This window comes from Arthrobacter sp. B0490, assembly GCF_002929355.1.
Classification (GTDB): Bacteria; Actinomycetota; Actinomycetes; order Actinomycetales; family Micrococcaceae; genus Arthrobacter_D.
On record NZ_PJIR01000005.1, the window covers coordinates 106,277 to 132,663 of the forward strand.

At 70.0% G+C, this 26,387-nt stretch carries 26 protein-coding genes; 13 read left to right on the forward strand and 13 right to left on the reverse strand.

Annotation, left to right across the window (positions count from 1 at the left end; genetic code table 11):
* Nucleotides 1–169: 169 nt before the first annotated feature.
* Nucleotides 170–2,695 carry an excinuclease ABC subunit UvrA gene (locus tag CXQ97_RS09975; RefSeq protein WP_104180715.1) on the forward strand — a complete coding sequence of 842 codons (2,526 nt, stop codon included), beginning with the start codon at nucleotides 170–172 and terminating at the stop codon, nucleotides 2,693–2,695.
* A 201-nt stretch (nucleotides 2,696–2,896) separates the two neighbouring features.
* Here the strand turns inward: CXQ97_RS09975 and CXQ97_RS09980 are convergent, their stop codons facing one another.
* The gene (locus CXQ97_RS09980; protein ID WP_104180716.1) at nucleotides 2,897–4,306 is read right to left on the reverse strand and encodes a PLP-dependent aminotransferase family protein; all 1,410 of its coding nucleotides are present in this window, start codon (nucleotides 4,304–4,306) and stop codon (nucleotides 2,897–2,899) included.
* A gap of 61 nt (nucleotides 4,307–4,367) precedes the next feature.
* Between CXQ97_RS09980 and CXQ97_RS09985 the strand changes: the two genes are divergently transcribed.
* Together CXQ97_RS09985 and CXQ97_RS09990 are read left to right on the forward strand one after the other, a co-directional pair.
* Nucleotides 4,368–4,985 carry a YitT family protein gene (locus CXQ97_RS09985; RefSeq protein ID WP_104180717.1) on the forward strand — a complete coding sequence of 206 codons (618 nt, stop codon included), beginning with the start codon at nucleotides 4,368–4,370 and terminating at the stop codon, nucleotides 4,983–4,985.
* Nucleotides 4,986–5,152: 167 nt separating this feature from the next.
* On the forward strand, nucleotides 5,153–6,013 hold the full coding sequence (locus CXQ97_RS09990) for an MBL fold metallo-hydrolase (RefSeq protein ID WP_104180718.1): 861 nt from the start codon (nucleotides 5,153–5,155) through the stop codon (nucleotides 6,011–6,013).
* A gap of 399 nt (nucleotides 6,014–6,412) precedes the next feature.
* Here the strand turns inward: CXQ97_RS09990 and CXQ97_RS09995 are convergent, their stop codons facing one another.
* Complete coding sequence (locus CXQ97_RS09995; protein ID WP_104180719.1) at nucleotides 6,413–7,696, reverse strand: FAD-binding protein; 1,284 nt, start codon at nucleotides 7,694–7,696, stop codon at nucleotides 6,413–6,415.
* A gap of 141 nt (nucleotides 7,697–7,837) precedes the next feature.
* On the opposite strand from CXQ97_RS09995, the gene CXQ97_RS10000 reads away from it, so the two are divergent.
* The 3 genes from CXQ97_RS10000 (at nucleotide 7,838) to CXQ97_RS10010 (ending at nucleotide 11,503) form a co-directional block, all read left to right on the forward strand.
* A complete protein-coding gene (locus tag CXQ97_RS10000; protein WP_104180720.1) occupies nucleotides 7,838–8,854 on the forward strand; it encodes a LacI family DNA-binding transcriptional regulator in 1,017 nt (338 codons plus the stop codon).
* A 223-nt stretch (nucleotides 8,855–9,077) separates the two neighbouring features.
* Nucleotides 9,078–10,589: an alpha-N-arabinofuranosidase gene (locus CXQ97_RS10005; protein ID WP_104180721.1), complete on the forward strand. Its 1,512-nt coding sequence runs from the start codon at nucleotides 9,078–9,080 to the stop codon at nucleotides 10,587–10,589.
* Entirely contained in the window at nucleotides 10,586–11,503 is a 918-nt protein-coding gene (locus CXQ97_RS10010; protein ID WP_104180722.1) for an aldose 1-epimerase family protein, read from the forward strand. The genes CXQ97_RS10005 and CXQ97_RS10010 overlap by 4 nt, the downstream gene beginning before the upstream one ends.
* 209 nt (nucleotides 11,504–11,712) lie before the next feature.
* Here the strand turns inward: CXQ97_RS10010 and CXQ97_RS10015 are convergent, their stop codons facing one another.
* On the reverse strand, nucleotides 11,713–12,315 hold the full coding sequence (locus tag CXQ97_RS10015; RefSeq protein WP_104180723.1) for a thymidylate kinase: 603 nt from the start codon (nucleotides 12,313–12,315) through the stop codon (nucleotides 11,713–11,715).
* A gap of 134 nt (nucleotides 12,316–12,449) precedes the next feature.
* Here CXQ97_RS10015 and CXQ97_RS10020 point away from each other — a divergent pair, with 134 nt between their 5' ends.
* On the forward strand, nucleotides 12,450–12,890 hold the full coding sequence (locus CXQ97_RS10020; RefSeq protein ID WP_104180724.1) for an anthrone oxygenase family protein: 441 nt from the start codon (nucleotides 12,450–12,452) through the stop codon (nucleotides 12,888–12,890).
* 221 nt (nucleotides 12,891–13,111) lie between these two features.
* Here CXQ97_RS10020 and CXQ97_RS10025 read toward each other — a convergent pair whose 3' ends face one another.
* The 3 genes from CXQ97_RS10025 to CXQ97_RS10035 all read right to left on the reverse strand — a co-directional run bounded on the left by CXQ97_RS10025 (nucleotide 13,112) and on the right by CXQ97_RS10035 (nucleotide 15,159).
* The gene (locus CXQ97_RS10025; RefSeq protein ID WP_104180725.1) at nucleotides 13,112–14,098 is read right to left on the reverse strand and encodes an NAD-dependent epimerase/dehydratase family protein; all 987 of its coding nucleotides are present in this window, start codon (nucleotides 14,096–14,098) and stop codon (nucleotides 13,112–13,114) included.
* Between the two features lie 32 nt (nucleotides 14,099–14,130).
* The gene (locus CXQ97_RS10030) at nucleotides 14,131–14,445 is read right to left on the reverse strand and encodes a hypothetical protein (RefSeq protein ID WP_146069621.1); all 315 of its coding nucleotides are present in this window, start codon (nucleotides 14,443–14,445) and stop codon (nucleotides 14,131–14,133) included.
* A 177-nt stretch (nucleotides 14,446–14,622) separates the two neighbouring features.
* Nucleotides 14,623–15,159: a GNAT family N-acetyltransferase gene (locus CXQ97_RS10035; RefSeq protein WP_104180727.1), complete on the reverse strand. Its 537-nt coding sequence runs from the start codon at nucleotides 15,157–15,159 to the stop codon at nucleotides 14,623–14,625.
* A gap of 143 nt (nucleotides 15,160–15,302) precedes the next feature.
* Here CXQ97_RS10035 and CXQ97_RS10040 point away from each other — a divergent pair, with 143 nt between their 5' ends.
* From CXQ97_RS10040 to crcB, 4 genes are all read left to right on the forward strand, one after another.
* The gene (locus tag CXQ97_RS10040; RefSeq protein ID WP_104180728.1) at nucleotides 15,303–15,710 is read left to right on the forward strand and encodes a DUF1801 domain-containing protein; all 408 of its coding nucleotides are present in this window, start codon (nucleotides 15,303–15,305) and stop codon (nucleotides 15,708–15,710) included.
* Nucleotides 15,707–16,453, forward strand: a complete 747-nt coding sequence (locus tag CXQ97_RS10045) for a dienelactone hydrolase family protein (protein WP_104180729.1) — start codon at nucleotides 15,707–15,709, stop codon at nucleotides 16,451–16,453. The genes CXQ97_RS10040 and CXQ97_RS10045 overlap by 4 nt, the downstream gene beginning before the upstream one ends.
* A 90-nt stretch (nucleotides 16,454–16,543) precedes the next feature.
* Nucleotides 16,544–16,951: a CrcB family protein gene (locus CXQ97_RS10050; RefSeq protein WP_258062468.1), complete on the forward strand. Its 408-nt coding sequence runs from the start codon at nucleotides 16,544–16,546 to the stop codon at nucleotides 16,949–16,951.
* A complete protein-coding gene (gene crcB, locus CXQ97_RS10055; RefSeq protein ID WP_104180731.1) occupies nucleotides 16,948–17,331 on the forward strand; it encodes a fluoride efflux transporter CrcB in 384 nt (127 codons plus the stop codon). Before CXQ97_RS10050 ends, crcB begins: the two co-directional genes overlap by 4 nt.
* A 114-nt stretch (nucleotides 17,332–17,445) precedes the next feature.
* Here the strand turns inward: crcB and CXQ97_RS10060 are convergent, their stop codons facing one another.
* The 4 genes from CXQ97_RS10060 to CXQ97_RS10075 all read right to left on the reverse strand — a co-directional run bounded on the left by CXQ97_RS10060 (nucleotide 17,446) and on the right by CXQ97_RS10075 (nucleotide 20,900).
* Nucleotides 17,446–19,179 (reverse strand): HNH endonuclease signature motif containing protein, encoded by a 1,734-nt coding sequence (locus CXQ97_RS10060; RefSeq protein WP_104180732.1) that lies wholly within the window; start codon nucleotides 19,177–19,179, stop codon nucleotides 17,446–17,448.
* Between the two features lie 117 nt (nucleotides 19,180–19,296).
* Nucleotides 19,297–19,581: a DUF6510 family protein gene (locus CXQ97_RS10065; protein WP_104180733.1), complete on the reverse strand. Its 285-nt coding sequence runs from the start codon at nucleotides 19,579–19,581 to the stop codon at nucleotides 19,297–19,299.
* Between the two features lie 12 nt (nucleotides 19,582–19,593).
* Nucleotides 19,594–20,310, reverse strand: a complete 717-nt coding sequence (locus tag CXQ97_RS10070) for a ferredoxin reductase (RefSeq protein ID WP_258062469.1) — start codon at nucleotides 20,308–20,310, stop codon at nucleotides 19,594–19,596.
* Complete coding sequence (locus CXQ97_RS10075) at nucleotides 20,307–20,900, reverse strand: sulfite oxidase-like oxidoreductase (protein WP_104180735.1); 594 nt, start codon at nucleotides 20,898–20,900, stop codon at nucleotides 20,307–20,309. The genes CXQ97_RS10070 and CXQ97_RS10075 overlap by 4 nt, the downstream gene beginning before the upstream one ends.
* Nucleotides 20,901–21,017: 117 nt before the next feature.
* On the opposite strand from CXQ97_RS10075, the gene CXQ97_RS10080 reads away from it, so the two are divergent.
* Nucleotides 21,018–22,247 (forward strand): MFS transporter, encoded by a 1,230-nt coding sequence (locus tag CXQ97_RS10080; protein WP_104180736.1) that lies wholly within the window; start codon nucleotides 21,018–21,020, stop codon nucleotides 22,245–22,247.
* A 178-nt stretch (nucleotides 22,248–22,425) separates the two neighbouring features.
* Here CXQ97_RS10080 and CXQ97_RS10085 read toward each other — a convergent pair whose 3' ends face one another.
* The 3 genes from CXQ97_RS10085 to CXQ97_RS10095 form a co-directional block, all read right to left on the reverse strand.
* A complete protein-coding gene (locus CXQ97_RS10085; protein ID WP_104180737.1) occupies nucleotides 22,426–23,019 on the reverse strand; it encodes a hypothetical protein in 594 nt (197 codons plus the stop codon).
* Nucleotides 23,020–23,028: 9 nt separating this feature from the next.
* Nucleotides 23,029–24,177, reverse strand: coding sequence for a zinc-dependent alcohol dehydrogenase (locus tag CXQ97_RS10090; RefSeq protein WP_104180738.1), 1,149 nt, complete (start codon nucleotides 24,175–24,177; stop codon nucleotides 23,029–23,031).
* 107 nt (nucleotides 24,178–24,284) lie between these two features.
* Nucleotides 24,285–25,202, reverse strand: coding sequence for a phosphatase PAP2 family protein (locus CXQ97_RS10095; protein ID WP_146069622.1), 918 nt, complete (start codon nucleotides 25,200–25,202; stop codon nucleotides 24,285–24,287).
* A gap of 87 nt (nucleotides 25,203–25,289) precedes the next feature.
* On the opposite strand from CXQ97_RS10095, the gene CXQ97_RS10100 reads away from it, so the two are divergent.
* Nucleotides 25,290–26,327, forward strand: coding sequence for an o-succinylbenzoate synthase (locus CXQ97_RS10100; protein ID WP_258062470.1), 1,038 nt, complete (start codon nucleotides 25,290–25,292; stop codon nucleotides 26,325–26,327).
* Nucleotides 26,328–26,387: the final 60 nt, after the last annotated feature.

Here is a 26,387-nt window from a genome sequence, read left to right on the forward strand (position 1 = left end):
CCGGCAGCAGGGATCGGCAGCAGGGACCGGCAGCCTGAACCGGACGGCGACCGCCGTGGGCATCCTCGGGTGCGTGCGGCGGTCGTCGTCCTGTCCCGGGGTGGGCCGCCCGCCGCTCGTGTCCCGGTCACGCCCCGGCGACCGTAGGGTGGGGTTGGTGATCGAAGAGATGAAGAACGCCCCCCATGACACGAGCGCCCGTGACGGTTTCGTCCGGGTACGCGGTGCCAGTGAGAACAACCTGCGCGGCGTCGACGTCGACTGCCCTCGTGACGCCGTCGTCGCCTTCACGGGTGTGTCCGGTTCCGGAAAGTCCTCGCTGGCGTTCGGCACCATCTATGCGGAGGCCCAGCGCCGGTACCTCGAATCCGTGGCACCCTACGCGCGCAGGCTCATCCAGCAGGGCCACACACCCCACGTCGGATCCATCACGGGCCTTCCACCCGCGGTCGCTCTGCAGCAGCGCCGCGGCACGCCGAGCGTACGCTCGACCGTCGGCACCCTGACCACGCTCTCGAACTCGCTGCGCATGCTGTACTCGCGTGCCGGGACATACCCGGCGGAAGCTGCAGGGAGGCTCGAGTCCGACGCCTTCTCACCCAACACCGCCGCCGGCGCATGCCCCCGCTGCCACGGACTCGGTGTGGCCCGCGACGTCACGGAGCAGACACTCGTCCCGGACCCGACCTTGACGATCCGCGAAGGCGCGATCGCCGCCTGGCCCGGTGCCTGGCAGGGCAAGAACCTCCGCGATGTCGTGAGCGAGCTGGGTCACGACATCGACGTCCCGTGGCGTGAGCTCCCGGAGGAGGCGCGGATGTGGCTCCTGTTCACCGAGGAGCAGCCCGTCGTCCAGGTCACGCCGCAGCGGGACCGCGTGGCCAAGCCCTACAAGGGCCGCTTCTGGAGCGCGAAGAGCTACGTGATGCACACACTCAACGACTCGCAGAGCCAGCAGATGCGCGACCGCGTGCTGCCGTTCATGGAATCCGGACCCTGCGGATCGTGCGGGGGTAGCGGACTGCGTCCCGAAGCACTCGCCGTGACGTTCGGCGGGCTCTCCATCGCGGAGACGAACGCGCTGCCGCTCGAGGACCTGGCTGCCCACCTGGGACCTGCGGCAGCGCTCGAGCACCCCACTGCGGCGCACCGGTCCTCCAGCTCGGGCGAGGGGACCGAGGTCTCCGTCACCATCAGCAAGGACCTCGTCCAGCGGCTCGACGTCCTCGTGGACCTGGGCCTCGGCTACCTCAGCCTCAGCCGAGCGACGCCCACCCTCTCGCCGGGGGAGATGCAGCGCCTACGGATCGCCACGCAGCTCCGCTCCGGCCTGTTCGGCGTGGTCTACGTACTCGACGAACCGTCCGCAGGGCTGCATCCAGCCGATGTCGAGCCGCTTCTGGCCGTCCTCGAGGCACTCAAGGACGCCGGGAACTCCGTCTTCGTGGTGGAGCACAACATGGACGTCGTCCGGCGGTCCGACTGGATCGTCGACGTCGGTCCTGCCGCGGGTGAGGGTGGCGGAACCATCGTCTACAGCGGTCCCGCCGCAGGGCTCTCCGACGTCCACGGGTCGGCGACCGCTCCCTTCCTCGCCCGGGCTGCGCCGACAGGAGCCGAGCAGGCCGACCCGCGGGAGCCGGCCGGATGGCTGCGGCTCGAGGGGATCCACCGCCACAATCTGCAGGGGCTCGACGCCGACTTCCCGGTGGGGGTCCTGACCGCCGTGACCGGCGTCTCCGGCTCGGGCAAATCGACGCTGGTGGGCAAGGTGCTCGCCGAGGCGGTGGGCGGGCACGTGCGGGACGAGACACCGGCTGACGGCGAGGCGGGCGACGACGGCGATGCGTCTGCCACCGTCGTCGGGCGCCTCCGCGGACTCGAGGACATCGACCGCCTGGTCAGCGTCGACCAGAAGCCCATCGGGCGGACGCCGCGTTCCAACCTCGCCACCTACACCGGGCTCTTCGACGCGGTGCGGAAGGCCTTCGCGGCGACGCCCGCGGCGAAGGCGAAGGGTTTCGGAGCGGGCCGCTTCTCCTTCAACGTGCAGGGCGGTCGGTGCGAGACCTGCCAGGGGGAGGGCTTCGTGTCGGTGGAACTCCTGTTCCTTCCCGGGAGCTACGGCCCCTGCCCGGCGTGCCACGGTGCGCGTTACAACGAGGAGACGCTGACGGTCACGCTGAGGGGGCGCACCGTCGCGGACGTCCTCCGGATGACTGTCGACGACGCTGCGCTGTTCCTCGCGGACCTCCCGGGAGTCGCCCGTTCCCTTGCGACCCTCCGCGAGGTAGGGCTGGGATACCTGCGGCTGGGCCAGCCGGCCACCGAGTTGTCGGGAGGCGAGGCGCAGCGCATCAAACTCGCGACAGAACTGCAGCGGGCCCGGCGCGGGCACACCCTCTACCTGCTCGACGAGCCGACCACCGGTCTGCACCCCGCGGACGTCGTCCTGCTCCTCGCCCAGTTGCGGAAGCTCGTGGAGGCCGGCAACACGGTGATCGTCGTCGAGCACACCATGGCGGTCGTCGCTGCGGCCGACTGGGTGATCGATCTCGGGCCCGGCGGCGGTTCGGCGGGCGGGAGCATCGTCGCGACCGGCACCCCGCAGGACGTCGCAGCACTCGACGCCGGCACGAGCGTCACGTCCCGCTACCTCGCAGCCCACCTCGAGGGCGGCCGCCCGGCGGCGTGACCATGTCCGGCGGGCCCCGCCGGTCATTCGGGCGGTTCCGGGCAGCCGTGCGGGGCCGGCGGGGGTCGGACCAGCAGTTTCTTCCGGTGGCGCCGGACCAGCGGGGTCGCACGAGATCGGCCGGGCCGGCGGGTCGGCGGGTCGGGGTCGCACGGGACGAGTCGGGCCGGCGGTTCCGTGCAGCAAAGCTACGCCACCGCGCTACACCAGCGCGGGCGCGAAGTCGCTGCGGCCGGGTGCCCGTTGGTCGAGGGACCGCCAGGCGGATGCGAGGATCTTGACAGCGAGGCGCGTGTCCTCGAGCGGATAGCTGAACGGGACCCGCAGGAAGCGCTCGAAGACCCCGTCCATCCCGAAGCGCGGGCCGGCGCCCAGCAGCAGGCCGCGGTCGCGGGCCGCGAGGGCCAGCTGGGAGCTGACCGGCGCGCCGAGATCGACCCAGGTGCAGAGGCCACCCGCGACATGCGGGACCTCCCACTCCGGCAGTGCCTCCCGGAGGAGGTCCTCGAGCCGGCCTCGCCCCGCCGCCAGCTGCCTCGCGCGGAACCGCAGCAGCTCGTCGTAGCTGCCGAGCAGCTCGAGCGCGATGAGCTGTTCGAGGATGGGCGTCCCGAGGTCCTGGGCGTACCGGGACTGGACGAGTCGGTGGATCAGGCCCTCGTCCGCCCGGATCCAGCCGATCCGCAGCCCGCCCCACACCGTCTTGCCCATCGAACCGATCAGGACCGCGGGTCCGAAGGCGGCCAGGGGCGGACGGGCCTCGCCGTCGATCCTCAGTTCGGCCATCGTCTCGTCCGCCACGACGACGGTGCCCTGCCGCCCGGCCGCAGCCATGAGCCGCTCGCGCTGGCCCGCGGGCATGACCGCGCCGGTCGGGTTGTGGAAATCCGGCATGACGTAGGCCAGTGCAGGGCGTCCGCGCCGGAAGGCCTGCTCGAGGCCGTCGTCGTCCCAACCCTGCGCGGCGTCGACGGACACGGGCAGCAGGCGGCGACCGGCCGAGCGGAGGGCCTCGTAGGCGTGGGGGTAGCTCGGTGCCTCCACGAGTGCCGTGCCACCGGGGGCCAGGAGCAACCGCGCCAGGAGCGAGATCGCGTGCTGGGCGCCGAGGGTGACCATGATCTGACCGGACGTCGTGGGCACACCGCGCGCCGAGTACCTGTCGGCGAGGGCCTGCCGCAGGCGGGGGAGGCCGAGCGGATCGTAGCCGTTGCCGTTCAGGTAGGCCGGGAGCTCACGGACCGCATTCGCAGCAGCCTCACCCACCTGGGGTGCTGCGGGCAGGGCGGCCTTGCTGAGGTCGAGGACGACGCCGTCCCCGTCGTCGAGGATCGGCATCCCCCGTCCCGGCATGGCGACGACGCTGCCCGAGCCCCGTGTGCTCTCCAGGTATCCCGCCGACCGCAGGCGCGCATACGCTGCGGCGACCATGGTCCTGCTGACGCCGAGCTGCGTGGCGAGCTCACGTTCGGCGGGGAGGCGGGTACCCAGCGGGATCCGACCATCCAGCGTGAGCAGCCTGATGCGGTCGGCCAGGGCTCCGTAGGCGGGCCCGGACGTGCGCCAGGAGCCGAGCTCCAGGGCGAGTCGACGGGCAGGAAGAACCATCATGAAGCCACGATGACACAATTGGCATCTTGAAGTAAGTCCAATCAGCCGATCTACTGGGGGAATGACCCTCCTCGGTGCCCGGCGCGGCCTCCAGCTCCTGATCGGCCTCTTCCTCTACGGGTTCTCGCTCGCGATGATGATCCGCGCGACGCTCGGTGTGTCGCCGTGGGACGTCCTCAGTCAGGGCGGTTCGCTGCAGACCGGCATCCCGTTCGGATTCATGACCAACATCATCGGACTGATCGTCCTGCTGCTCTGGATACCGCTCAGGCAGCGGCCGGGCGTCGGCACCGTGCTCAACGTCCTCCTGGTGGGGCCGAGTGCGGAGGTGGGACTGGCGATCCTGAACGAGCCGGCGCCGCTGTGGGCGCGGATCCTGCTGTTCACGGGAGGGCTCGTGCTGCTCGCGGTCGCGAGCGGGCTCTACATCGGTGCCCGCCTCGGCCCGGGGCCGCGCGACGGTCTCATGACCGGCATCCATGCCCGGTTCGGTCTGCCGATCTGGCTCGTACGGACCGGGATCGAAGGGACCGTCCTGCTGCTCGGCTGGCTGCTGGGCGGAACGGTCGGCCTCGGTACGGTGGCCTTCGCACTCCTCATCGGCCCCCTGATCAACCTCGCACTGCCGATTTTCCGCGTGCCCGAGCGTCCCCGCCCGACACCGGTCGTCGTCGCCTGACCGGAGGGCCGGTCCGGGCAGGACGGCGAGGAACACGGGGCGTCAGTCCGGCAGGGGAACCCGGGGCGGGACGACCGCCACGACGCCCGCGGCCATGCGCCGGGAGCGGTCCGTATCCGGTCCGGGCCGACCTAGACTGGAACCCCTGCCGCCAGCGAGAGGAACCCATGACCACCGACGTCCCCAGCGCCGAGACCCGCAGCCCCTGGAGCGAGCTCGGGCCGGGCATCTACGTGCTGCGGACCGGGTCCCGGATGAACGTCGGACTCGTCGTCGGCACGGAGAAAGCCCTCGTCGTGGATACCGGACCCGGTCCGGTGAGCGCAGCCGCGGTGTACTCCCACGTACGCGACGTCACCGGGCTCCCGCTGATCGTCGTCAATACGCACGCCCACGCCGACCACTTCTTCGGGAACAGCTACTTCGCCGCACAGCGTGTCGAGGAGTTCTGGGCGACGTCGCGGTGCAGCGCTGTCCAGGCCGAGAACGGCGAGGAACAGCGGTCCCTGGTCGCCGCCGTCGAGCCCGCCATGGCAGCGGGCGACGGCGCACACGCGGACGTCCTCCCGGCCAACAGGCTGGTGGAGGGCAAGCCTGTCGACCTGGACCTCGGCGGTATGTCGGTGACCCTGTTCCACCTCGGGCAGGGCCACACCGACCATGACCTCCTCGTCGGTGCAGGCAACGTCCTCTTCACCGGGGACCTCGTGGAGGAGGGGGCTGACCCTGTCTTCGAGGACTCGTTCCCTACCGACTGGGTGCGGACGCTCGGCAAGATGGCGGCACTCGAGGACCTCTACGACGTCTTCGTGCCCGGCCACGGCGAGCCGGTCGGGGTCGAGGAGGTCATCACGCAGATGAACAAGATGCGCAGCGCCGTCAGGGTCACCCGGACGGCGATGGACGAGGCCTCGATGGACGTGACGAAAGCCATCCCGATCCTGCCGTACGGCCCGGAGCAGTCGCGGGCACTGCTGATCCGCCTGCGCACGCTCGCGCACTGGAAGTGGCTGAACCGCAAGCACTAGCACCCGTGCCCGGCGCCTGCCGTGTGGTCTCGGTCCCCTTCCACCGACGTCACGAACCGCCTCGCCGAGGACATGGGAGCGCCCTTCCGCTTCGAGCCGGAGGAATTGCGGCAGGCGACGCCCGCAAGACCGTCCGGGGTATGTCCGGTGAGCTGACCGGACCGGACGGCGGGTGGTCGGGCACGTCACGACGGCTGGGCGGAGCTGCCGGCTCTCCTCGCGCTCGACCCGGCCGCCTCTGCAGGCGCCGGCAGCTGGACGGGGCTGCGGCCGGCGGCACCGGGTCGGTCCGGGCGGTCGCACGACGGCCGCCGGGCGGTCGTTCCATGCACCGTTCGCGGCCATCGTCGTCCCCGGACGGGGCGGTGGCGCCCGGTCACGCGCCCGGCTCCGTCCGGATCAGGCCTGTTCGACGGAGTCCCCGAGGACGACCCGGTCCAGGAAGGCGTTGCGGAACTTGCCCTCGGGATCCATGCGCCCGGCGAGGGACCGGAAATCCTCGAAGCGGGGGTAGAGCGGCGCAAGCTGTGAGGCGTCCGCTGCGAACAGCTTGCCCCAGTGCGGACGAGCGGCGAACGGTGCCAGCGCGGCCTCGAGCTCGGGCAGGAGGATCTCGACCTCGGCCTGCAGGGGCTTCCACGTGAAGTGGAGTCCGATACCGTCACGACGGTAGTTGTTGCTGAGCCACAACTCGTCGGCCGCCATCGACCGCACCTCGGACACCAGGAGCAGGGGCGAGATGCGGGGAGCGAGGTCCCGCATGGCGTTGATCGCCGCGACGGCGTGCTCCCGGCCCACGAGGTACTCGGTCTGCAGTTCCTCGCCGTTGCTGGGGGTGAAGGCGAGACGGAAGTGCGCAAGACGGTCCGACCACGGTCCCGGCACGCCGAGCTGCTGGGTGCAGTGATCCGCAGCCACCCCCGGGACCGGATGGTAGGGGCGGTCCGCCGGCGTCCCCCCGTAGAACGCACCTGGCGCAGGGGCGCCGCTGTCGGTACGGCTCTTGAGCCAGGCCTGGACGATGGTGTCGCCCGACCAGTCGGTGAACAGGCTGACGCTGTAGGCGGAGGAGGTCGCGGCGTCGTAGTCCGCCAGCACCGCGTCCCACGGCACGTCCGTGAAGACATCCTGGCGCACGTCGAAGGACGGCTCGATGCGCAGGGTCACACGATGCACGACGCCGAGTGCGCCGAGGCCCACCACCATGCCGTCGAAGTCGTCGTCGCCCTTCCTCACCGCGAGCACATCACCCGACGCGGTGACGATCTCCAGCCCGACGACGGCGGTGGCGAGGTTCCCGTTCGTGTTCCCCGAGCCATGGGTGGCCGTCGCGATGGCGCCGCCGACCGAGATGTGGGGGAGGGACGCCAGGTTGTGCAGGGCGAAGCCGCTGCGCTGCAGGTGCGACGCGAGGACGCCGTACCGGACACCCGCACTCACGGTGACGGTGAGCGCGGCCTCGTCGATGTCGACGCCGGGATCGAGGACGTCGAGCGAGATGAGCGTCTCCGGGCTGTCGGCGATGTCGTTAAAGGAATGCCGCGAACCGAGCGCGCCGGCTCGCGTGGCCCCGGCCACGGCGCGCTGGAGGTCGGCGAGCGACGTCGGGTGCTCGATGGTCCGCGCGCGGTACTCGTAGTTGCCCGCCCAATTGAGCCGGTCCCGTACCTGTTCCTCGATCATGGTGGTCCTTGTCTGGCCGGAGTCGCGACCGAAAAGCCGCTGCAGCAATCCATCCCCCAGGATGCCCGCTCATCCTACAACGTTGTAGACTCACGTCACGCGTGACGTACCGAGCATCACGGGAGGACCCTAGGGGGCGGCATGGCGGCCACACTCAAGGACGTTGCGCTGGCGGCAGGTGTCTCCATCAAGACCGTCTCGAACGTCATCAACGACTACGAGCACATCCGTGCCGAGACGAAACAGCGGGTCATGGAAGCCATCTCGGAACTCGGCTACAGCCCCAACCTCTCCGCCCGGAGCCTGCGCTCGGGCAGGACCGGCGTGATCGGCCTCGCCGTCCCCGAACTGTCGCTGAGCTACTTCGCGGAACTGGCCGACTCGATCATCAAGGCCGCCGGGCGGCGAGGGCTCAAGGTCCTGATCGAGCAGACGGGCGGCGACCGCGATCGCGAACTGGAGATCCTCTCGAGTCCCCGGCTCCAGATGACCGATGGCCTGCTGTTCAGCCCGCTCGGCATGTCCAACGAGGACGCCCATCACCTGGACGTGAACTTCCCGCTCGTCCTGCTGGGGGAGCGCATCTTCGGCGGGCCCACCGACCACGTGACGATGAGCAACGTCGAGTCCGCACGCGCAGCGACAGCGCATCTGCTGTCCAAGGGACGGCGTCGCATCGCCGTCGTCGGGGGGCATCAGGGCGAGGTCATCGGTTCCGCGGGGCTTCGGCTACGCGGCTACCGGCAGGCGCTCGACGAGGCGGGCATCCCCTTCGACCCCGCCCTCGTGGCCTATGCGACCCTCTGGCACCGGGCCAACGGCGCCACCTCCATGCGGGAACTGCTCGGATCCGGGGTGGAGTTCGACGCCGTGTTCGGTATGAACGACACCCTGGCCCTCGGTGCCATGCGCGTGCTCCAGGAGGCCGGCCGGAAGATCCCGGACGACGTCGCCGTCATCGGCTTCGACGATCTCGACGAGGGCAGGTACTCGCTGCCCACGCTGTCCACCATCGACCCGGGCCGGATCGAGATCGCCGACACCGCCGTGCTCGTCCTCCAGGAGCGCATCTCCGGACGGGAGGCCGACCTGCCGCCACGGGAGTTCGAGACGCGCTTCCGGCTGATCGAACGCGAGTCCTCGGCCCTGCCCGCATGACGTCCCCGTCGCCCGAGGACCTCCTTCCGACTGCTTGACACGGATGCCGGTCATCGACATGCTGTCTTTACATCGTTTACCTTCAACGATGTAAACCGCGGGATCGATTCCTCGCGGATGGACGAATCCACCCCTGCGGAAGCCCGCCGGGAAGGTAGCTCCCGCGGCCGGGAAGCAGCACCTCCGCCCGCCGCGGAACAGGATCCGCAGAGAGAGTTGCCCCATGCAGACTGCACGCCTCGCGCTCGACCCCCACTTCACGGTCGGCCGGATCAACCGCAACATCTTCGGCGGTTTCGTCGAACACCTCGGCCGCCACGTCTACGACGGTATCCACGAGCCCGGTCATGCCACGGCCGACGACGAGGGGTTCCGCGGGGACGTGATCGACCTCGTCCGGGAGTTGGGTGTCTCGACCATCCGCTATCCCGGAGGCAACTTCGTGTCGGGCTTCCGGTGGGAGGACAGTGTCGGTCCCCGCGAGCAGCGTCCCAGGCGACTGGACCTCGCCTGGCACTCGACCGAGACGAACCAGGTGGGCATGCACGAGTTCGCCTCGTGGCTCGGGAAGGTCGGCAGCGACCTCATGCTGGCGGTGAACCTCGGGACGCGAGGGACGTCCGAGGCCCTCGAGCTGCTCGAGTACTCGAACCTCCCCAAGGGCACGGCCCTCGCCGAGGCCCGCATGGCCAATGGTCGGCCGGATCCCTTCGGCGTGAAGATCTGGTGCCTCGGCAACGAGATGGACGGCTGGTGGCAGCTCGGCCATCGTTCAGCGGACGACTACGGCAAGCTCGCCTCCCGGACGGCGAAGGCCATGCGCCAGCTCGATCCGTCCATCGAACTCGTGGTGTGCGGTTCCTCCAGCGCCCACATGCCGACCTTCGGCGAATGGGAGCGGGTGGTCCTGTCGCACACGTACGACGACGTCGACTACATCTCCTGCCATGCCTACTACGAGGAGAAGAACGGCGATCTCGCCTCGTTCCTCGCCTCCGCCGTCGACATGGACCACTTCATCGAGTCCGTGGTGGCGACGGCCGACCATGTGAAAGCCGTCCGCGGCAGCTCGAAGACCATCAACATCTCGTTCGACGAGTGGAACGTCTGGTACCTCAGCCGGTTCGAGGACGTCGAGAAGATCCAGGGCCTCGACAACTGGCCCGTGGCCCCGCGCCTGCTCGAGGACCACTACTCGGTCGCGGATGCCGTCGTCGTCGGGAACCTCCTGATCTCGCTGCTCCGGCATGCCGACCGCGTGACCTCGGCCTCGCTCGCGCAGCTCGTCAACGTGATCGCTCCGATCATGACGGAGCCGGGCGGACCTGCATGGCGCCAGACCACGTTCTTCCCCTTCGCCCTCACCTCCGCGCTCGCCCGGGGGGTGGTGCTCGAGCTCAAGCTCGACGCCGGGACCTACGGAACCAGTCAGTACGGCGTCGTCCCGGTCGTGGACGCCGTGGCCACGCACGACGACGCCACGGGGGCCACCGCCGTGTTCCTCGTCAACCGTTCCCAGACCGAGGAGGTGACGGTGACCATCGACGTGGCAGCGCTCGACGACCTCGACCGGGTGGATGCGCAGTCGCTGTACGATACGGACGTGTATGCCAAGAACACCCTCGAGGAGCCCGAGCGCGTGACCATGAAGCCCAACACCTCCGCGACGCTGGAGCGGGGCGTCGTCACCATCACGCTTCCCGCCGTGTCCTGGACCGCGGTCAGCCTCGCATGAACCGGCCGGCCCCTACTGAATACAGGATCGAGGGTGGCGGCTATACGGCGGTCGTCCTCGGTCTCGGTGCCGCAGTCCGCGAACTCACGCACGAGGGGCGCGCTCTCGTCGTGGGCTTCGGCGCCGACGAGGAGATGCCCAACTTCCGGGGCGCCTTCGTGGCACCGTGGCCCAACCGCATCGAGGACGGCCGCTACTCGTTCGACGGCGCGGACTACGAACTGCCGATCAACGAACCCGAACGTGGAACGGCTCTGCACGGGCTCGTCTTCGACATCCCCTGGACCCTCGTGGAGCGCACCACCTCCGCGGTGACGCTCGCCTGCACCATCGTGCCGACCGAGGCCTACCCCTTCGAACTGGCTCTCGAAGTCCGGTTCGCTGTCGGGGACGAGGGCTTCAGGACGGACGTGACGGCGGTCAACACCGGGACCCGGCGTGCACCCTACGGCGTCTGCCCCCACCCGTACCTCGTAGGAGGAGCGTCGCCGCTCGACGAGTGGGTGCTCGAACTTCCTGCCTCGACGGTCCTGGCCGTCACCCCCGACCGCCTGCTGCCCGTGGCGAAGGAATCCGTGACCGGGACGCCCTTCGACTTCCGGTCGGCTCATCCCCTCGCGGACGTGCAGATCGATCACGCGTTCACGGACCTCACCCCCGACGCCTCGGGCGGGGTCGCCGTCCGCGTCACCGATCCAGTACACGGAACCGGAACCGCGATGATCTGGGACGAGAGCTGCCCGTGGGTACAGATCCACACGGCCGATCTTCCGCAGAAGCCCGAGAACACGCGCCTCGGGCTCGCCGTCGAACCCATGACCTGCCCGCCTGGAGCGTTCACCACCGGCGAGGACCTCGTGGTGCTCGAGCCCGGGGCATCTCATCGCACCGGCTGGACGATCGCCGCCCTCTGACGGGGGACGACCCTGGGGACCACGGTCTCGGCGACCACGGTCTCGGCAACCACGGACTTCCGGGACGCCGGGGTCTTCCGGAATGACGCGGACCGACCGGAAATCCCGGTCGCCCGGGGTTCCGGATCAGAGGTCCGCGGCCCCCGGGTCAGAGGTACGTGGGCCGCCGGTCGCCCGGGGTTCCGGATCAGAGGTCCGCGGCCCCCGGGTCAGAGGTACGTGAGCCGCCGGTCGTCCGAGGGAACGCCGTCCCAGCCGGTCAGGGCGAGCAGATCGGCGGTGATCGCCTCGCGCGGGCCGGCTGCCTGCACGATGCGATACGTCGGATACGTCGGGAGGCGCCGGTACGCCGACTGCAGCGACTCGAGCCCGGACCAGGTTTCGCGGTCCGTGGCGCGCCGGTTCACCCGCTCGAGGGCGACGTCGAGCGGGAGTTCGAGGTGGGCGACGACGTCGGGATCCGGCAGGACGCGCTGAAGCCACGGGAGGACGACGCCTCGGGGGAGGCCGCGTGCCTCACGCAGCGCGAACTGGCAGTCGAGTCCGCGATCGAGGATGGCGACGCCGTCGAACCGGAACAGGCGTACCTCGTTCAGGAGGACATTCACCACACGCGTGACGGTCTCCAGGAAATCCAGCAGCCTCGGTCCGGGTGTCCATCGCAGGGCGTGCCACCATCCGGACATGGTCCGCCTTCCGGCCGGGTTCTTCAGCACGAGAGCGGTGCCGCCCCTCTCGGTGATCGCGCGAGCGAGATCATGGGTTGCCGTGCTCTTGCCGGAGCCGTCGATACCGGTCAGGAGGATGCGCACGGGGTGAGCCTTTCGAGGAGGTGTATCTCTTTTCAACGGCACGCCGCCGTATCCCGTTCCCGCGCGGCGCAGCGGCGGCCCCTCACGCGGCGGTAGTGTCGGGTCCGGTACACCGCTGCTGAGGGGACAGAGCCATGCCTGACACGATCATCACAGCGGCCGCCGGGGGCTGCCTGGTGGCTGCCGGTGTCTATTTCACCTTCGCCGTGATGGTGATGCCTGCCCTCCTCACGGACGCGCGGACCGGGGCGGCGGTCATGCGAGCGGTCAATCGCCGGGCGGTGCGCCCGCCCTTCATGATCCTCTTCTTCGGGACGACCGTCCTCTGCATCGTGGTGCTGGTGCTCGGCATCGTCGGACGCGACCTCCTCGCAGGTCTGGGCGCAGCAGGCTATCTGGCGAGTGTGGCGATCACCATCGTCGGCAACGTCCCCCTGAACGACGCACTCGACCGAACGACGGACGACGAAGGCTCCTGGGCAGCGTTCGCCGGTCCGTGGTCGCGGCTGAACCTGGTCCGTGCCGGAGTGTCGGCACTCGGTGGTGCCCTCCTGCTGGTGTGTGTGCTGACCTGACGTGACGTGTACCCGGCTGCTGTCGCCGGTCGCGGCTGTGCACCAGGTCCGGGCACCTGGTCGATGCTCGGTGGTGCCCTCCTGCTGGAGCGTCTACTGGGCTGTCCAGGGACTGCATCGCCCGACGTGCGGCAGGGTTGCGGTCCTCTTCGGCGCAGGTGGTCGTCGTGGTCCTGCGCGCCGGTCCGCCTCCGCGCAGGACTGGCCGGGCAGCCGGACCGTCAACGCGCGGGAAGGTTCGTAAGGAGTTCGAGCTCGTCGGCACGCGTGAGCCCGGCCCTGCGATCCCGCTCGAGCCCCCGAGCGCGTTCGTCGTCGAGCGTGTCCTCGAGTGTCTCCCGAAGATCCCTGAGTGTTCCGCCCGCTGCCCGGAAGGCCGCGTTGCTGCGTCGGCAGAAACCCGCGAAATCCTCGGGCAGCCAGAGTGGCAGTGACCTCGGGCCGGACCAGTACGCCACGCCCTGGTCCACCAGCCACTCCGGTGTCGCTTCTGCCAGGGCACCCGCATGCCCTGCAATCGATCGCGCCCGGGCGAGGACGTCGCCGAACGCGTGGACGTCGCCGACGGCGTTGACGGCCCCGACCGTACCCCCGAGACCCGCCCTGATGGTCCAGGCGGCGAGATCACGTACGTCGATGACCTGCACGTACCGGTCGGCGAGGGTCGGTACGAGGACGTCCCCGTCGCCGGCGAGGGCGCAGCGCGAGACCCAGTAGCCGAACCGGTCGCTGCCGTCCCCGGGCCCGCAGATCAGGCCGGCACGGACCGTCAGGAGGCGGTCCGCGAGCACGTCGGCAGAGGCCTGCTCGCAGGCCGCTTTGGCCCGCGCGTAGTCGTCGTCTGCTCCATCGGTCGCCACGTCCACCAGCGCTGCGTCCTCGGCCGCGCCGGGCTCGCCGTTGGAGGCGTACACGGAGCACGAGGAGATCAGCGTCCAGTGCGCTGCCCGTGCTGCGAGGGCTTCGAGGGCGCCGGCGACGTGGTCGGTGTTCCAGGAGATCTCGACGACCTCGTCCCAGTCGACGCCGCTGACGTCGTCGTACGCGCCGGGCGCCGAGCGGTCGACGGCGACGAAACCGGCATCGTGCGGCGGTGGTCCGGAGGTACCCCGGGCGAGGCAGGTGACGTCGTGACCGCCCGCGACGAGCTGGGTGGCCACTTCGCGGCCGAACCACGCGGTGCCACCGAGGATCAGGATGCGACTCATGCACCCCACTCAACAGGAAGGGGCCGGTCCTGTCACCGTTCGTGCTGCGGGGGCCTGTCCGACGCCTCCGGGGGACGTGTCGATTCGACCACGCGCGCCGCAAGCAGTCGGGCCTCGCGCAGGCGTTCGGGGGAGCAGGAGCCCACGGGCGGCATCGAGAACTCGGCCGTCCCGCCGTCGTCGGAGTGCCGGGCGTGGGGATGTCCACCGCGCTGGAAGCACGGTAGCGCGACCACGATGCCGCCGACGGCGATCAGGAGGAGCGGGAAGCCCCGGGCGCCGGCGAACAGGGCGAGGATCCCGAGGGAGATACTGAGCATGCCGAGTGGAACAAGGAGCCTGGTCATCACACGTCCGTCGTCGTTGACTGATTGTGGTGGCACCGATAGTACTCCCGGCAACCCCGTATGCTGCACCCGCGCGGCCGTGTCCGTTCGAGGCGCTGCTGCGCCGTGGGTCCGGCGGGGAGCACCCGCCGCCTGCTCCACCGGTATGGACGCGGGTCGGCATGCCGGCGCGACCGATCAGGCCAGGATGCGCTGGTACAGCAGATGGTCCTGCCACGAGCCGGCGATGCGAAGATACGACGGCGCCGTGCCGATGAGCGTGAAGCCGGTCCGGTCCAGCACAGCCCTCGAGGATGTGTTCCCGGGTAGGACCGATGCCTGGACGCGGTGCAGCTCCAATTCGTCCCGCGCATACGTCAACACCGTCCCGACGGCGGCGGAGCACACGCCCCGACCCTGGAGGCGGGCGTCCACCCAGTAGCCGATGTGCGCGTTGAGGAAGGGCCCGCGGACGATACCCGTGAGGGTGATGGTGCCGACGATACGGTCCTCCGACGTCAGGACCCACGGCACGTCGGTGCCCGCTGCGAGGCCTTCGAGGCTGCCCGTGATCCGCTCCGCCTGGCCCTCGGGGGTGAAGAAGGCGTCGTCACGGGACGGCTCCCAGGGCGCCAGATGCCGGCGGTTCTCCCGGTAGGCCTGCGCGAGGGCGATCGGGTCGGCTGCGGTGAGGACCCGCAGGCCGACTCGGGACGGCAGGGTGGGAAGCGACACCGGGCAACAGTAGCGGACGTACGCTGCAGGGATTCGGTCGACACGGGGGCGACACGTCCGCCGGAGGCCGGTGTCCGTGCCTGCCGTGCCGGCGGCGTTCCTCCCCCTTCCCGACCGTTCTCCTCCGCTGGCACACTGTCTCCATGGCAGGAGCGCCGGACACCCGGGTCGACGACTACATAGCAGCGTTGCCGTCGTGGCAGCAGGACATCTGCCGCACGGTGCGCCGCCTCGTGCACGAGGCGGATCCGGAGGTGGCGGAGACGATCAAGCGCACCCGGCAGCCCTACTTCGTCCTCGAGGGCAACGTCTGCGCGTTGCTCGCCACGAAGGACCACGTCAACGTCTTCCTCTACGACGGCGGACTGGCCCCCGATCCGCAGGGCATCATCACGGGCGGCACCACCAACTCCACGGGACGGACGGTCGCGCTCTACGAGGACGGGCCGTTCGACGAGGACGCACTGCGCGAGATCTTCAGGGCGGTCATCGCCGACAACCGTGCGGGTGGTTGGCGCAGCATCAAGAAGCGTGCAAGCCTAGGCGAATGAGCCAGGTCGAGGACATCGTCATGCCCACGGGCACCCTCTCCGCCTACGTGGCGCGTCCGGAGGTGCCGGTGAAGGGCGGACTCGTCCTCGTCCACGAGGTATGGGGACTGGTCGCTCACACACGGGACGTCGCGGATCGTCTCGCGCGGGAGGGTTACGTCGTCGTCGCCCCTGATCTGCTCGCCGACCAGGGCATCACCGAGGAGAACACCGCCGGCATCGGAGAGGCCATCGCAGGCCCGGACGAAGCGGCGCGCAACGAGGCGCAGCCGAGACTGAGGACGCTCCTCGCGCCCCTGCGGAACCCCGAGTTCGGGGCGCTCACCACGCAGCGGGTGCGAGCGTGCTTCGACGTCCTGTACGACGACGCCGACGTCGCCGGGCGCGTGGGCATCACCGGATTCTGCTTCGGCGGAACCTACAGCTTCTCTCTCGCCGTCCACGAGCCGCGTCTGATGGCATGTGTGCCCTTCTACGGCCACGCCTCGTTCTCCGACGAGGAACTGGCCCGTATCGAGGCACCCGTCCTCGCCTTCTACGGCCAGGACGACGACGCGCTGATCACGGCGCTGCCGGCGCTCGAGGCAGCGATGGGTGCGGCGGGTGTCGACTTCACGCCCAAGGTCTACCCGGACGCCGGCCATGCCTTCTTCAACGACTCCAACCGGTTCGCGTATCGGCCCGGGCCCGCTGATGACGCGTGGAACCTGACCCTGGAGTTCCTCGCGCGGCATGTCGCCTGACACCGCCTGATGTCGCCTCATGTGCCGGAGCGACGGCGTCCGCCTTCCGCCGGCGGGCCCCCTCACCTACGGCCCGCCTGCCTCCTGCTGGTGTTCGTCGGTGGGACGGCGGGCACCCTTGCCCGCTTCGGACTCGCCGGGGTGCTCCCTACTCCGACGGGTCTACCGCTCGGGATCTTCCTGATCAACATCACGGGTGCCTTCGCCCTCGGATCGCTGCTCGAGGCACTTGCGCAGCGTGGCCCCGACGAGGGGGGTCGCCGGGCGCTGCGACTGCTCCTGGGTACGGGTTTCCTCGGTGGATTCACCACGTACAGCGCGCTCGCCGTCGACTCCGCACTCCTGTTCGGCTCGGGCCGGGCGGCCGAGGGATTCGCATACCTTGCCGTGTCGGTGCTCGTGGGACTGGTGGCAACGGGTGCCGGCATCGCCGTCGGAGCCCGTCTTCGCCGTCGCCCGGGGGCCGGCCAGGCGGCACCGTCGAGAGTCGCGCCGTGAGCATCTCCTTCGTCCTGGTGCTCGGCATCGCCGGCGGGCTGGGGGCGGTTGCGCGTTTCATGCTCGACGGCGTGATCGCGGCACCGGTGCGGGGGGTGATCCCCATCGGCACGATGACCGTCAACATCAGTGGGTCGTTCCTGCTCGGACTCCTCACCGGGCTGGTCCTTGCCTCGGCGCTCCCGTCGTCGTGGCTGTTCGTCGGTGGCACGGGGTTCCTCGGCGGCTACACGACCTTCAGTACGGCGAGCAGCGAGGCGGCACGCCTCATCCAGGCGGGTCGGATCAGGGCGGCGCTTCTCTCGGGGGTCGGAACAGCTGTGGTGGCCCTGGTGGCGGCAGGTCTCGGCCTGTCGATCGGGTCCATGGTCGCGGGATAGGCGGGATAGGCGGGATAGGCGGGATAGGCGGGTCCGGCGCGCCGGCAGGAGGGATGCGCAGCGGCACGGCTGGTCATCCTGGCGGACCGGGGAGCATCCACATCGCTTCCCGGTTCACGACGAGCGCCCGCTACCCCTGCCGAACGGCGTCCGCCTCCCAGTCCTCCGGTCCAGGAGCGGGATGCCCGGCTCGTCGGAAACAGGTCGCTGGCGGGTCGGGATGGAATCGGCGGCACCGTCGAGTTCGCTTCGAACCGCGGAACCTGCCTGCCAGTACAGGTTTCTTCGCGGGTGGGCGGTCCGTCTCTGGTGGACGGGCGGAGTGAACCATGGGATGCCACCGCGGGATTCGACGGTCCATGTGTCCTGATGGATGACATGGTGGTGCCGTGAGCACAGCAGTACCCCGTTGTCGATGCTGGTCGAGCCCCCGCGGGACCACGGCGTCAGGTGGTGGGCCTCGCACCAGTTGGCCGGGATGGAACAGTCAGGGAACGCGCACCCCTTGTCCCGTGCAACGAGTGCACGTCGCAGATGTGGCGGGAACAGTCGCTGCGCGCGTCCCACGTCGAGCACCTGCCCGTTGCCGCTCAGGACCAGCGGGATGATGTCGGCATCACAGGCGATCCTCCTGATGTTCCGGGCACTGACCTGCTCGGAGAAGACAGCATCGCCGGCCCGCTCGGTCTCGCCGATCAGGTCCTTGTAGTCGATGGTCACCATCACTTGCGGACGATGTCCACCGGTCGCCGGCAGTCCGCTCGTCGACAGGGCGATCCTGCAGGCCGACACGAGACCTTCGAGGAGCTGTTGCGCTCGCGTCGGGCTACCGTCGACCGATGTTCCCGACCCGGTCCCGCCCAGGGCGCGGCCGGGCGTGCATCCCGGCGCTCCAATACGTGTCGGACCGCTCGCCGTGGGTAGGACCCCGGTCGCCGCATCTCCGGCTGCCGCGCCCGGTGCTGCCTGGTCCGGTGTCCCGGGCGTTGCAGGACCCGTCGATCCCGGTCCTGCATCGTCCTCCGGATGATCGGCGCGCACCGAGGATCCTCTCGGATTGGCGGCCGCGTTTATGACCGTTGCGAGCTGTTCGAACTGCTCGTCCGTGGCACCGATCTCCAGGAGGTGCAATCCGTGGCGTCGTCCCTTGAGGAAGACGCCCTGACGTGCCCGGAGCACCTTGTCCGTGGGCTCCTGCCCGTCCTGGTCGAGGACCCCCTCCCAGCGGCGCGCGAGAATGCGGAGGATGTCCTCGTCGGTCTCGGTCGCCTGCCTCGTGAGGTGGTGCTCCATGTTCTCGAGCTGGTCGGGCGTCGCGAAGGACCGGACGCGCTCGAGGGCGTGCGCGACGACGGAGGCTGCTCGTCCGCTGATGACGAAGGAGCCCACGGCTTCGCCCAGTACCCCCAGGAGGGGAGGGACGGGGTTCCCGGTCGGCGACAGGCTCGGCAGCACGACCGCAGCCAGAGTGAGCCGGCGTCGCGCCTCGGTGCGGCTGATACCCAGCGTCTCCCTCAGGAAATCGGCACAGGTCCTGGAGCCGCCACCGACATCGGTCGGCGAGGCCGGTCCGGGATCCGACACCTCGTCCATCGCGCCGGACGGGATGGGAGCGCCTCCCGCTTCCGCGGCGAGTCCGTGCTGATCCGCGATGCGGGCGGCGAGGACCTGCAGGTGATCGACGACCTTCGACACCTGCTCCACATCGAGGACGAATTGGAGGGCATCCTGCCGTGAGAGCAGGTGGTGGTACTGGACCAGGCCGTGTGCACAGTCGCCGAGGAGGGCTCGGGCCTCGTCCAGGGAGGATCCCGATCGGGAGGGCTGCTTGATCGGTGTGACGGCCATGGCGCGATTCTATCGAACAAGCGTTCTATTAAGCACGGTGGGGGAGCCGTTGTGGAGCGGTGATCGAGGACTGGTTCTCCACAGGACGGCCGCAGTCGGGGTCCGCGTGCGCCGGGGTCAGGGCTTGTCGATGACCAGATGGCGTACGCCGTCGAGGGTGAGGACCTGGCGGTCACCCTGATCCGTGAGGCAGAGCAGTACGGCGGTGCATGTGGGGCATCGCAGCACCATGCCGGGCGCCTTCGTATAGAGCAGTGCAGCAGCAAGGGGGCCGGAGGATCCGCAGCCTGCGCACATGCACTCCGCGCTCGTCAGGTCGGAGACGAACTGGTCGAGTGCCCCCGCCAGGGCATTGCCGTCGAGGTGGTCCTGGTCGAGGGGATGCTGCCCGGTGCTGTCCATCGCGGTCCTTCCCTATCCTCCGTACCGCTCCGTGCGGATGCGGTCGGCGTCGTGCCCGTCGTCGACGAGCCACGCGGCAACGGCCTCGACGAAGCCCGTCGAGCCGCAGATGTAGATGACAGGTTCGTCCTCCGGCGGGAAGCAGGACGCCGTGACGGCCTCATGGGTCAGGCGGCCCACCGGCCGGCCGTCGGGAGCCTCCCGGGAGTACGCGATGTCGATCACGACCTGAGGATCCTCCTGCCCGATCACATCGAGCTCACCCCGGTAGAACACATGGTCGGGGCTGCGCACCGAATACAGCAACCGCGCGGGGACGGCCGATCGGGCCTCGGAATGCGAGCGGAGCATGGCCATGAGGGGCACGACGCCTGAGCCGCCGGCGATCAGCTGCAGCGGGCCGGCACGATCGGGCGTCCACGTGAACCAGCCGCCCACCGGACCGCGGACCTCCAGCTGGTCACCGACGGCCAGCACGTCGACGAGGAAGGGGGAGACCTCGCCGTCGTCGAGCTCCTCGACCGTCAGTTCCAGCTCGCGCGGTGGCACCCACGCCGCCACGGAGTACGACCGCACGGCCTGATACCCGTCGTCGGCGGTGAGCCGCAGGTCCACGTGCTGACCGGGGACGCCGGCGACCATGTCCGGGAAGCGGAGCCTCAGGGTCCGCGCCCGGGCGGTCTCCGCGCGGACGGCACTGACCTCGGCGACCTGCCACGACCGCCTCACCAGTAGCGTTCCTCGCGCCACGGGTCCCCGTACATGTTGTAGCCGTTGGTCTCCCAGAAGCCGGGCAGGTCCTGGTCCATCAGCCGGATCCCGTTCACCCACTTCGCGCTCTTCCAGAAGTACAGATGCGGCACCAGCAACCTGGCCGGTCCGCCATGTGCGGACTGCAGGGGTTCGCCCTCGAACTCGGACACGATCCAGGCCTTGCCGTCGAGGAGGTCGTCGAGTGGGACATTCGTCGTGTAGCCGCCGTAGGAGTGCACCATCGTGTACTCGGCCTCGGACTCCACGTCCTCGAACAGGGTGTCGAGGGAGACCCCGCGCCAGGTGGTGCCCACCTTCGACCAGTGCGTCACGCAGTGGATGTCGGTCGTGACGTCCTCCTGCGGAAGTGCCTGCATCTGCTCCCACGTCCACTGGTGGGTCTCGCCCGGGCCCGCCACGATCTGGAAGGACCAGTCACGGAGGAGGACCTGGGGAGTGGGGCCGGCAGACATCACGGGGAAGCCGTCGGTGAGGTACTGGCCCGGCGGGAGGTCCGCGTCCCGGTTCTGCCGTCTGCCGGTGAAGCCTGAGGTCGGTACAGCCATGCGGTACTCCCGTCAGAGTAGGGCGCGCCGGGTCGATGGTACGAAAACGTAGTGCAACGATCGGATGCTGTCCAGAGCGGGAGGGCGGCAGCCCACCCCGCGGACTAGGGTGGAAGGGTGCCCAAGGAAACCTTCGATCTGCGTGCGATCGCGGTGGGCGCCTATGGTCCGTCGCTGCTGTACGGGGTAGCCACCGGGGCCATCCTGCCCGTCATCGCCCTCACGGCCCGCGACCTCGGTGCCGACGTGGCTACCGCGGCCCTGGTGATCACGCTGTCCGGTGTCGGCTCACTCGTCACCAACGTCCCCGCAACGCTGATCGCCACGCGCTTCGGCGAGAGGAAGGCGCTCGTGGGTGCCGCGGTCTGGTGTGCGGCGGCGATGTTCCTGGCACTCGCCGCCCCCAGCCTGCCGGTGTTCGCCGCCGCGGTCTTCATGGTGGGCATGGCAGGGGCGGTGTTCGGCCTCGCGCGCCAGAGCTACCTGACCGAGGCGGTACCGCCACATTTCAGGGCTCGGGCGCTGTCCACGCTCGGCGGCGTCACGCGGATCGGTGTGTTCGTGGGCCCCTTCGCCGCAGCCCTCGCCATGAGCGCACTCGGGCTCGACGGCGCGTACTGGGTGGGGGGTGTGGCGAGCCTGGCTGCTGCCGCGCTCAGCTGGCGTGTCCCCGAACTCGGGGTACCCGGCCGGACTGTGCCCGGCCGGGTACCCGTGGAGGGCGCGGAGGCCCTGGCTCCGACGGTGCGTTCCGTCCTGCGCAGTCACCTCCGCATCTTCGTGACCGTGGGTGTGGGGGTGCTGCTCATCGCCGCGGTGCGCGCGACCCGACAGGCCGTACTGCCCCTGTGGGCGGAGGACATCGGACTGGACGCCTCGTCCACCGCCCTGATCTACGGACTGTCCGGGGCCATCGACATGCTGATCTTCTACCCCTCCGGCAAGATCATGGACGTCAAGGGCCGTCGCTGGATCGCGGTGCCGTGCATGCTCATCATGGGCACCGCCCTCGCGCTGCTGCCCCTCACCGGCGACGCGGCGGGGCTGCTCCTCGTCGCGCTGCTCATCGGCTTCGGCAACGGCATCGGATCGGGCATCGTGATGACGCTCGGCGCGGACCTGTCGCCGTCACCGGGGCGCCCGCAGTTCCTCGGGCTCTGGCGCCTCCTGACCGACACGGGAACCATGGGCGGACCCGCACTGCTCGCCCTCGTGACAGCCCTGGCGACGCTCTCCGCGGGCATCTGGGCGACGGCTGTGCTCGGCTTCCTCGGCGCGGCGGTCCTCTGGTACTGGATACCGCGTGCCGCCCCCGGATCGGCCGAACCGGCAGCGACACGCAGCTGAGGGCAGCGACGGAGGGCAGGACTGCAAGGACCGCGACGATGGGCTGGAGCGGTCGACGACGGCTCCCGGCGCCGACCAGGCCGGTAGGGCTGCAGAGCCTCGGACGCGACGTCGGCGCCCACCTCCAGTGCCCGGCGACGGCCGGACGGGCCGGCCGCCCCGCGGGCCGAACCCGTTCTCAGCGCTTCCCGCGACGAACGACGGCACGGCCTCCCAGGACGGCTCCCGCCGCGGCGACGACCCACGGTCCTCCCACGACGATCGGGTCGATCCACTGGTGGTTGACGTCCACGCGCTTCTTGCCGAAGCGCGACGCGATGCCGTGCCTCCGCCCCTCGGACAGCACGCCCGTCTCGGTGATGGGGTTGTCGGGGCGGAGCGTCGCGAACGAAACCACGTGCGCACCCCATGCGTCCACGCGGTCGCCGAGCAGCAGCAGCAGCCAATGGGCCGCACGACCCTCGCCGTAGCGGTAGGCATAGCGGCGGATGGAGCCCGAGACGCCGTGGAGAGGGGCGCTCGTCCCGAAGACGGGAGGAAGCTGCCCGTGCTCGATCGATCGTTCGCGGCCCTCCCGGTTCGGCTGCTCGTCGGGGTAGTCCCAGTGTGCCCCGGTGCTCCCGGGGTCGTAGATCTCGCGCGGGAACGACGGACGGTCCTTGGGGTCGAGGTCCACGCCCCAGCCGGGGATCCGGGCCCGAAGAGCCTCGGCGGTGGGGATGTCCTTCGGTTTGTTCGCGACGTAGGGCGTCGAAGGCCCGGATGCTGCCATGGTGGTCTCCTAGCTGGGGTTCGCGATGATGAGCGGCTTGATGCAGTTGTCGAGTTTCGCCGAGAAGATGTGATATCCCTCGGCGATGTCCGCGAGAGGGATGCGGTGCGTCACGATGTCGTTCGGCTTCAGGTAGCCGTTCTGGATGTGTTCGAAGAGGCGTGGCCACTGCCGCTTCACCGGTGTCTGGTTCATGCGGAGCGTCAGTCCCTTGTTGAGCGCATCGCCGAACTTGACCGCACTGAAGATGGGACCGTAGGCGCCGACGACGGACACCGTCCCGCCCTTTCGCACCGAGTCGATGGCCCAGTTCAGGGCGATGGGCGAGCCGCCCTGGAGCTTGAGCTTGGTGCCCGTGACCTGCTGGATGAAGTTGCCGTCCGCCTCCGCGCCGACGGCGTCGATCACGACGTCCGCACCGAGGTAGTCGGTGGTCTTCTTCATCTCGACGATGATGTCGTCGTACTCGGCGAAGTTGAAGGTCTCCGCCTGGGCGAAGGTGCGTGCCTTCTCCAGCCGGTACTCGAGGTGGTCGATGACGATCACCCGGCCGGCCCCCATGAGCCAGGAGGACTTCGCGGCGTAGAGACCCACGGGGCCGGCACCGAACACCACGACGGTGTCGCCCTCGACGATGTCGCCGAGCTGCGCCCCGAAGTATCCGGTGGCCAGGGCGTCGGTGAGCAGGACCGCGTCCTCGCTGTCCATCCAGTCCGGGATGATGGTGGGCCCGACATCGGCGAACGGGACGCGCACGAACTCGGCCTGGCCGCCGTCGTAGCCGCCCGTGGTGTGGGAGTAGCCGTAGATGCCGCCCACCGCGGTGGCATTGGGATTGACGTTGTGGCAGTTCGAGAACAGGCCGCGGGCGCAGTAGTAGCAGGACCCGCAGTAGACGTTGAAGGGCACCATCACCCGGTCGCCGCGCTCGAGGTTCTGCACCGACGGCCCCACCTCCTCGACGACGCCGATGAACTCGTGCCCGAAGGTGTGGCCGATCCGCGTGTCCGGCATGAGGCCGTGGTAGAGGTGCAGGTCCGAGCCGCAGATCGCGGCGGTGGTGACCTTGATGATGGCGTCGTTCGGATGCTCGATCCTGGGCATCGGCTTCTCCTCGACCCGGATCTTGTAGGGCCCGCGGTACACCATGGCTTTCATCGGTCGCCTCTTTCCGTCGCTGGTCCGGCCAGCGTGGCACCGTCGCGGCGGTGCTTCAACGGGCGGCGGACAGGCGGAAAAGGGCGTGCGGAGCAGGCCGGGGGGTGTTACGGACGCCGGACCCGGGAGGCCGTCCTGCCGGCCTGTGCCGCGAAGAGCCAACCCGCGGACGCGGAGAGGGTGAAGCCGACGCCAATGATCCAGGTGAGTCCCCACCAGAAGAACAAGGGGACGCTCGCGGTCCCCGGCAGGGGTGCGGGCCCGATGGCGTGCACGGATACATAGAGCACGGCGGACACGGCGAGCGCACCGAGTCCTGCGATCCAGCACAGCAGCAGCCAGCCGCGTGACGACGCCCAGTGCGCGCCGAAGCCCTCCCAGTTGTTCCAGTGGTCGCCCGTCCTCATGACCACGAGACCGCCGAGTAGCGTCCACGTGCCGACCACGAGGAGGGCGGCGACGACGTCCGCGGGACGGTGCCAGAGGTTGATGAACGTGGCGGCTCCGGCGAGCACCGAGTAGGCGCCGCCCAGGGCCGCGGCGGCGGGACGCCAGCGGGGGGTCACGATGACGAAGACCGCCGCGGCGGCCGAGGCCGCGAGCGTCGTATGCCCTGAGGGCAATGAATTGAAGTCGAGCGTCGCGACCCCGCGGTCGGGCCGGTCGAGGACCACGTTCTTGAGGAGCTGGGTGGTCAGGTTGGACGCCACGATGACCGCGACGGCGATCGCCGCCGCACCGTACCGTGCTCGGCGCACGATGACGAAGAGGATGGCCGCTGCCGCGACGACCACGGAGATCGTGGGCAGCGTGTCGAGGAACCCCAGGAACGGCAGCTGGGTGTCCGGCGCCGCCACTCCGGCCTCGCGCCAGGCGGACTCGTCCGCGAACTGGCCCGTGGTGGTACGGACGAACGCCCAGTAGGTCCAGCCCAACGCCACGGCGCAGGCCACGGCGGCCAGGACGAACAGCAGCGGTGAGCGTGCGGCCCGGTCCGGTCCGGTGGAGGTTCGTTGTGACGACATCGCCTCCATGGTTTCATACGATCCTCCGCGTCCCGTCCCCGTCCCGTGACCCCCGTGGTCGCCGCGAGGCTCACGTAGCCTGAGGTCGTGCATCAGCTCCAGCCTTCCCGTCCGTCGCTGCCCCTGCCCTCCCTCGAGGAGCTGACCGCCTCCGCGCGCGTGGTCTCGGTGCCGATGCGCGTGCGGTTCCGCGGCGTCCTCGTCCGCGAGGCGCTCCTGGTCCACGGGCCGGCCGGATGGGGCGAGTTCTGCCCCTTCCTCGAGTACGACGACGCGGAGTCCGCGCCCTGGCTCGCGTCCGCCGTCGAGGCCGCCTGGCACGGCTTCCCGGAGCCGGTCCGTGCCTCGGTCCCTGTCAACGCCACGGTCCCGGCCGTCGGCCCGGCCGCCGTCGAGGACGTCCTGTCCCGCTTCGGGGCGGTGGGCGCCGTCAAGGTCAAGGTCGCCGAGAAGGGGCAGGAACTGGCGGACGACGTCGCGCGGGTCGCGGAGGTGCGGCGGCTGCTGCCCGCTGCCGGCATCAAGATCGACGCCAACGGCGGCTGGACGGAGCAGGAGGCCCTCGACGCCCTCGACGCCCTGAGCCGCTTCGGCCTGCAGTACGTCGAGCAACCGGTCGCGGACATCGCCGGGCTGCGCGCGGTACGGCTCGAGCTGCGCCGCAGAGGGGCGGGGATCCTCGTCGCGGCCGACGAGAGCGTGCGTCGCCAGGAGGATCCGCTGCGCGTGGCGCGCGAGGACGCCGCCGACCTCCTCGTCATCAAGGCTCCGCCGCTCGGCGGTGTGCGGAGGGCGCTCGACATCATCGCTGCGGCAGGGCTCCCTGCCGTGGTGAGCTCAGCCCTGGACACGTCCGTCGGGATCCGCGCGGGAGTGGCCCTCGCAGCCGCCCTGCCCGAGCTGCCCTATGCCTGCGGGCTCGCCACGGTGTCGCTCATGGCGGGCGACGTCACAGAGGATTCCCTCGTGCCCCGGGACGGGCAGCTCCCGGTGCGCGACGTCGTCGTCTCGGAGGACAGACTGGAGGGCTTCGCCGCAGGCCCGGACCGGACGCGGTGGTGGCTCGAGCGCCTCGGCCGCACCCACGCCGTCCTCGTCGCGTCCCGGCAGGATGCTCCGGCCTAGGCGGGCAGCCGGTCGACACGACGGTGTCGTCGAGGTCATCGAGCCGGCCCTGTTCGGGCG

Bases quoted from the DNA above. Each gene is read 5' to 3' on its own strand.
- CXQ97_RS09975 (WP_104180715.1), top strand. From the start codon at position 170: ATGAAGAACGCCCCCCATGACACGAGCGCCCGTGACGGTTTCGTCCGG.
- CXQ97_RS09980 (WP_104180716.1), bottom strand. From the start codon at position 4,306: ATGATGGTTCTTCCTGCCCGTCGACTCGCCCTGGAGCTCGGCTCCTGG.
- CXQ97_RS09985 (WP_104180717.1), top strand. From the start codon at position 4,368: ATGACCCTCCTCGGTGCCCGGCGCGGCCTCCAGCTCCTGATCGGCCTC.
- CXQ97_RS09990 (WP_104180718.1), top strand. From the start codon at position 5,153: ATGACCACCGACGTCCCCAGCGCCGAGACCCGCAGCCCCTGGAGCGAG.
- CXQ97_RS09995 (WP_104180719.1), bottom strand. From the start codon at position 7,696: ATGATCGAGGAACAGGTACGGGACCGGCTCAATTGGGCGGGCAACTAC.
- CXQ97_RS10000 (WP_104180720.1), top strand. From the start codon at position 7,838: ATGGCGGCCACACTCAAGGACGTTGCGCTGGCGGCAGGTGTCTCCATC.
- CXQ97_RS10005 (WP_104180721.1), top strand. From the start codon at position 9,078: ATGCAGACTGCACGCCTCGCGCTCGACCCCCACTTCACGGTCGGCCGG.
- CXQ97_RS10010 (WP_104180722.1), top strand. From the start codon at position 10,586: ATGAACCGGCCGGCCCCTACTGAATACAGGATCGAGGGTGGCGGCTAT.
- CXQ97_RS10020 (WP_104180724.1), top strand. From the start codon at position 12,450: ATGCCTGACACGATCATCACAGCGGCCGCCGGGGGCTGCCTGGTGGCT.
- CXQ97_RS10025 (WP_104180725.1), bottom strand. From the start codon at position 14,098: ATGAGTCGCATCCTGATCCTCGGTGGCACCGCGTGGTTCGGCCGCGAA.
- CXQ97_RS10030 (WP_146069621.1), bottom strand. From the start codon at position 14,445: ATGACCAGGCTCCTTGTTCCACTCGGCATGCTCAGTATCTCCCTCGGG.
- CXQ97_RS10040 (WP_104180728.1), top strand. From the start codon at position 15,303: ATGGCAGGAGCGCCGGACACCCGGGTCGACGACTACATAGCAGCGTTG.
- CXQ97_RS10045 (WP_104180729.1), top strand. From the start codon at position 15,707: ATGAGCCAGGTCGAGGACATCGTCATGCCCACGGGCACCCTCTCCGCC.
- CXQ97_RS10060 (WP_104180732.1), bottom strand. From the start codon at position 19,179: ATGGCCGTCACACCGATCAAGCAGCCCTCCCGATCGGGATCCTCCCTG.
- CXQ97_RS10065 (WP_104180733.1), bottom strand. From the start codon at position 19,581: ATGGACAGCACCGGGCAGCATCCCCTCGACCAGGACCACCTCGACGGC.
- CXQ97_RS10075 (WP_104180735.1), bottom strand. From the start codon at position 20,900: ATGGCTGTACCGACCTCAGGCTTCACCGGCAGACGGCAGAACCGGGAC.
- CXQ97_RS10085 (WP_104180737.1), bottom strand. From the start codon at position 23,019: ATGGCAGCATCCGGGCCTTCGACGCCCTACGTCGCGAACAAACCGAAG.
- CXQ97_RS10090 (WP_104180738.1), bottom strand. From the start codon at position 24,177: ATGAAAGCCATGGTGTACCGCGGGCCCTACAAGATCCGGGTCGAGGAG.
- CXQ97_RS10095 (WP_146069622.1), bottom strand. From the start codon at position 25,202: ATGTCGTCACAACGAACCTCCACCGGACCGGACCGGGCCGCACGCTCA.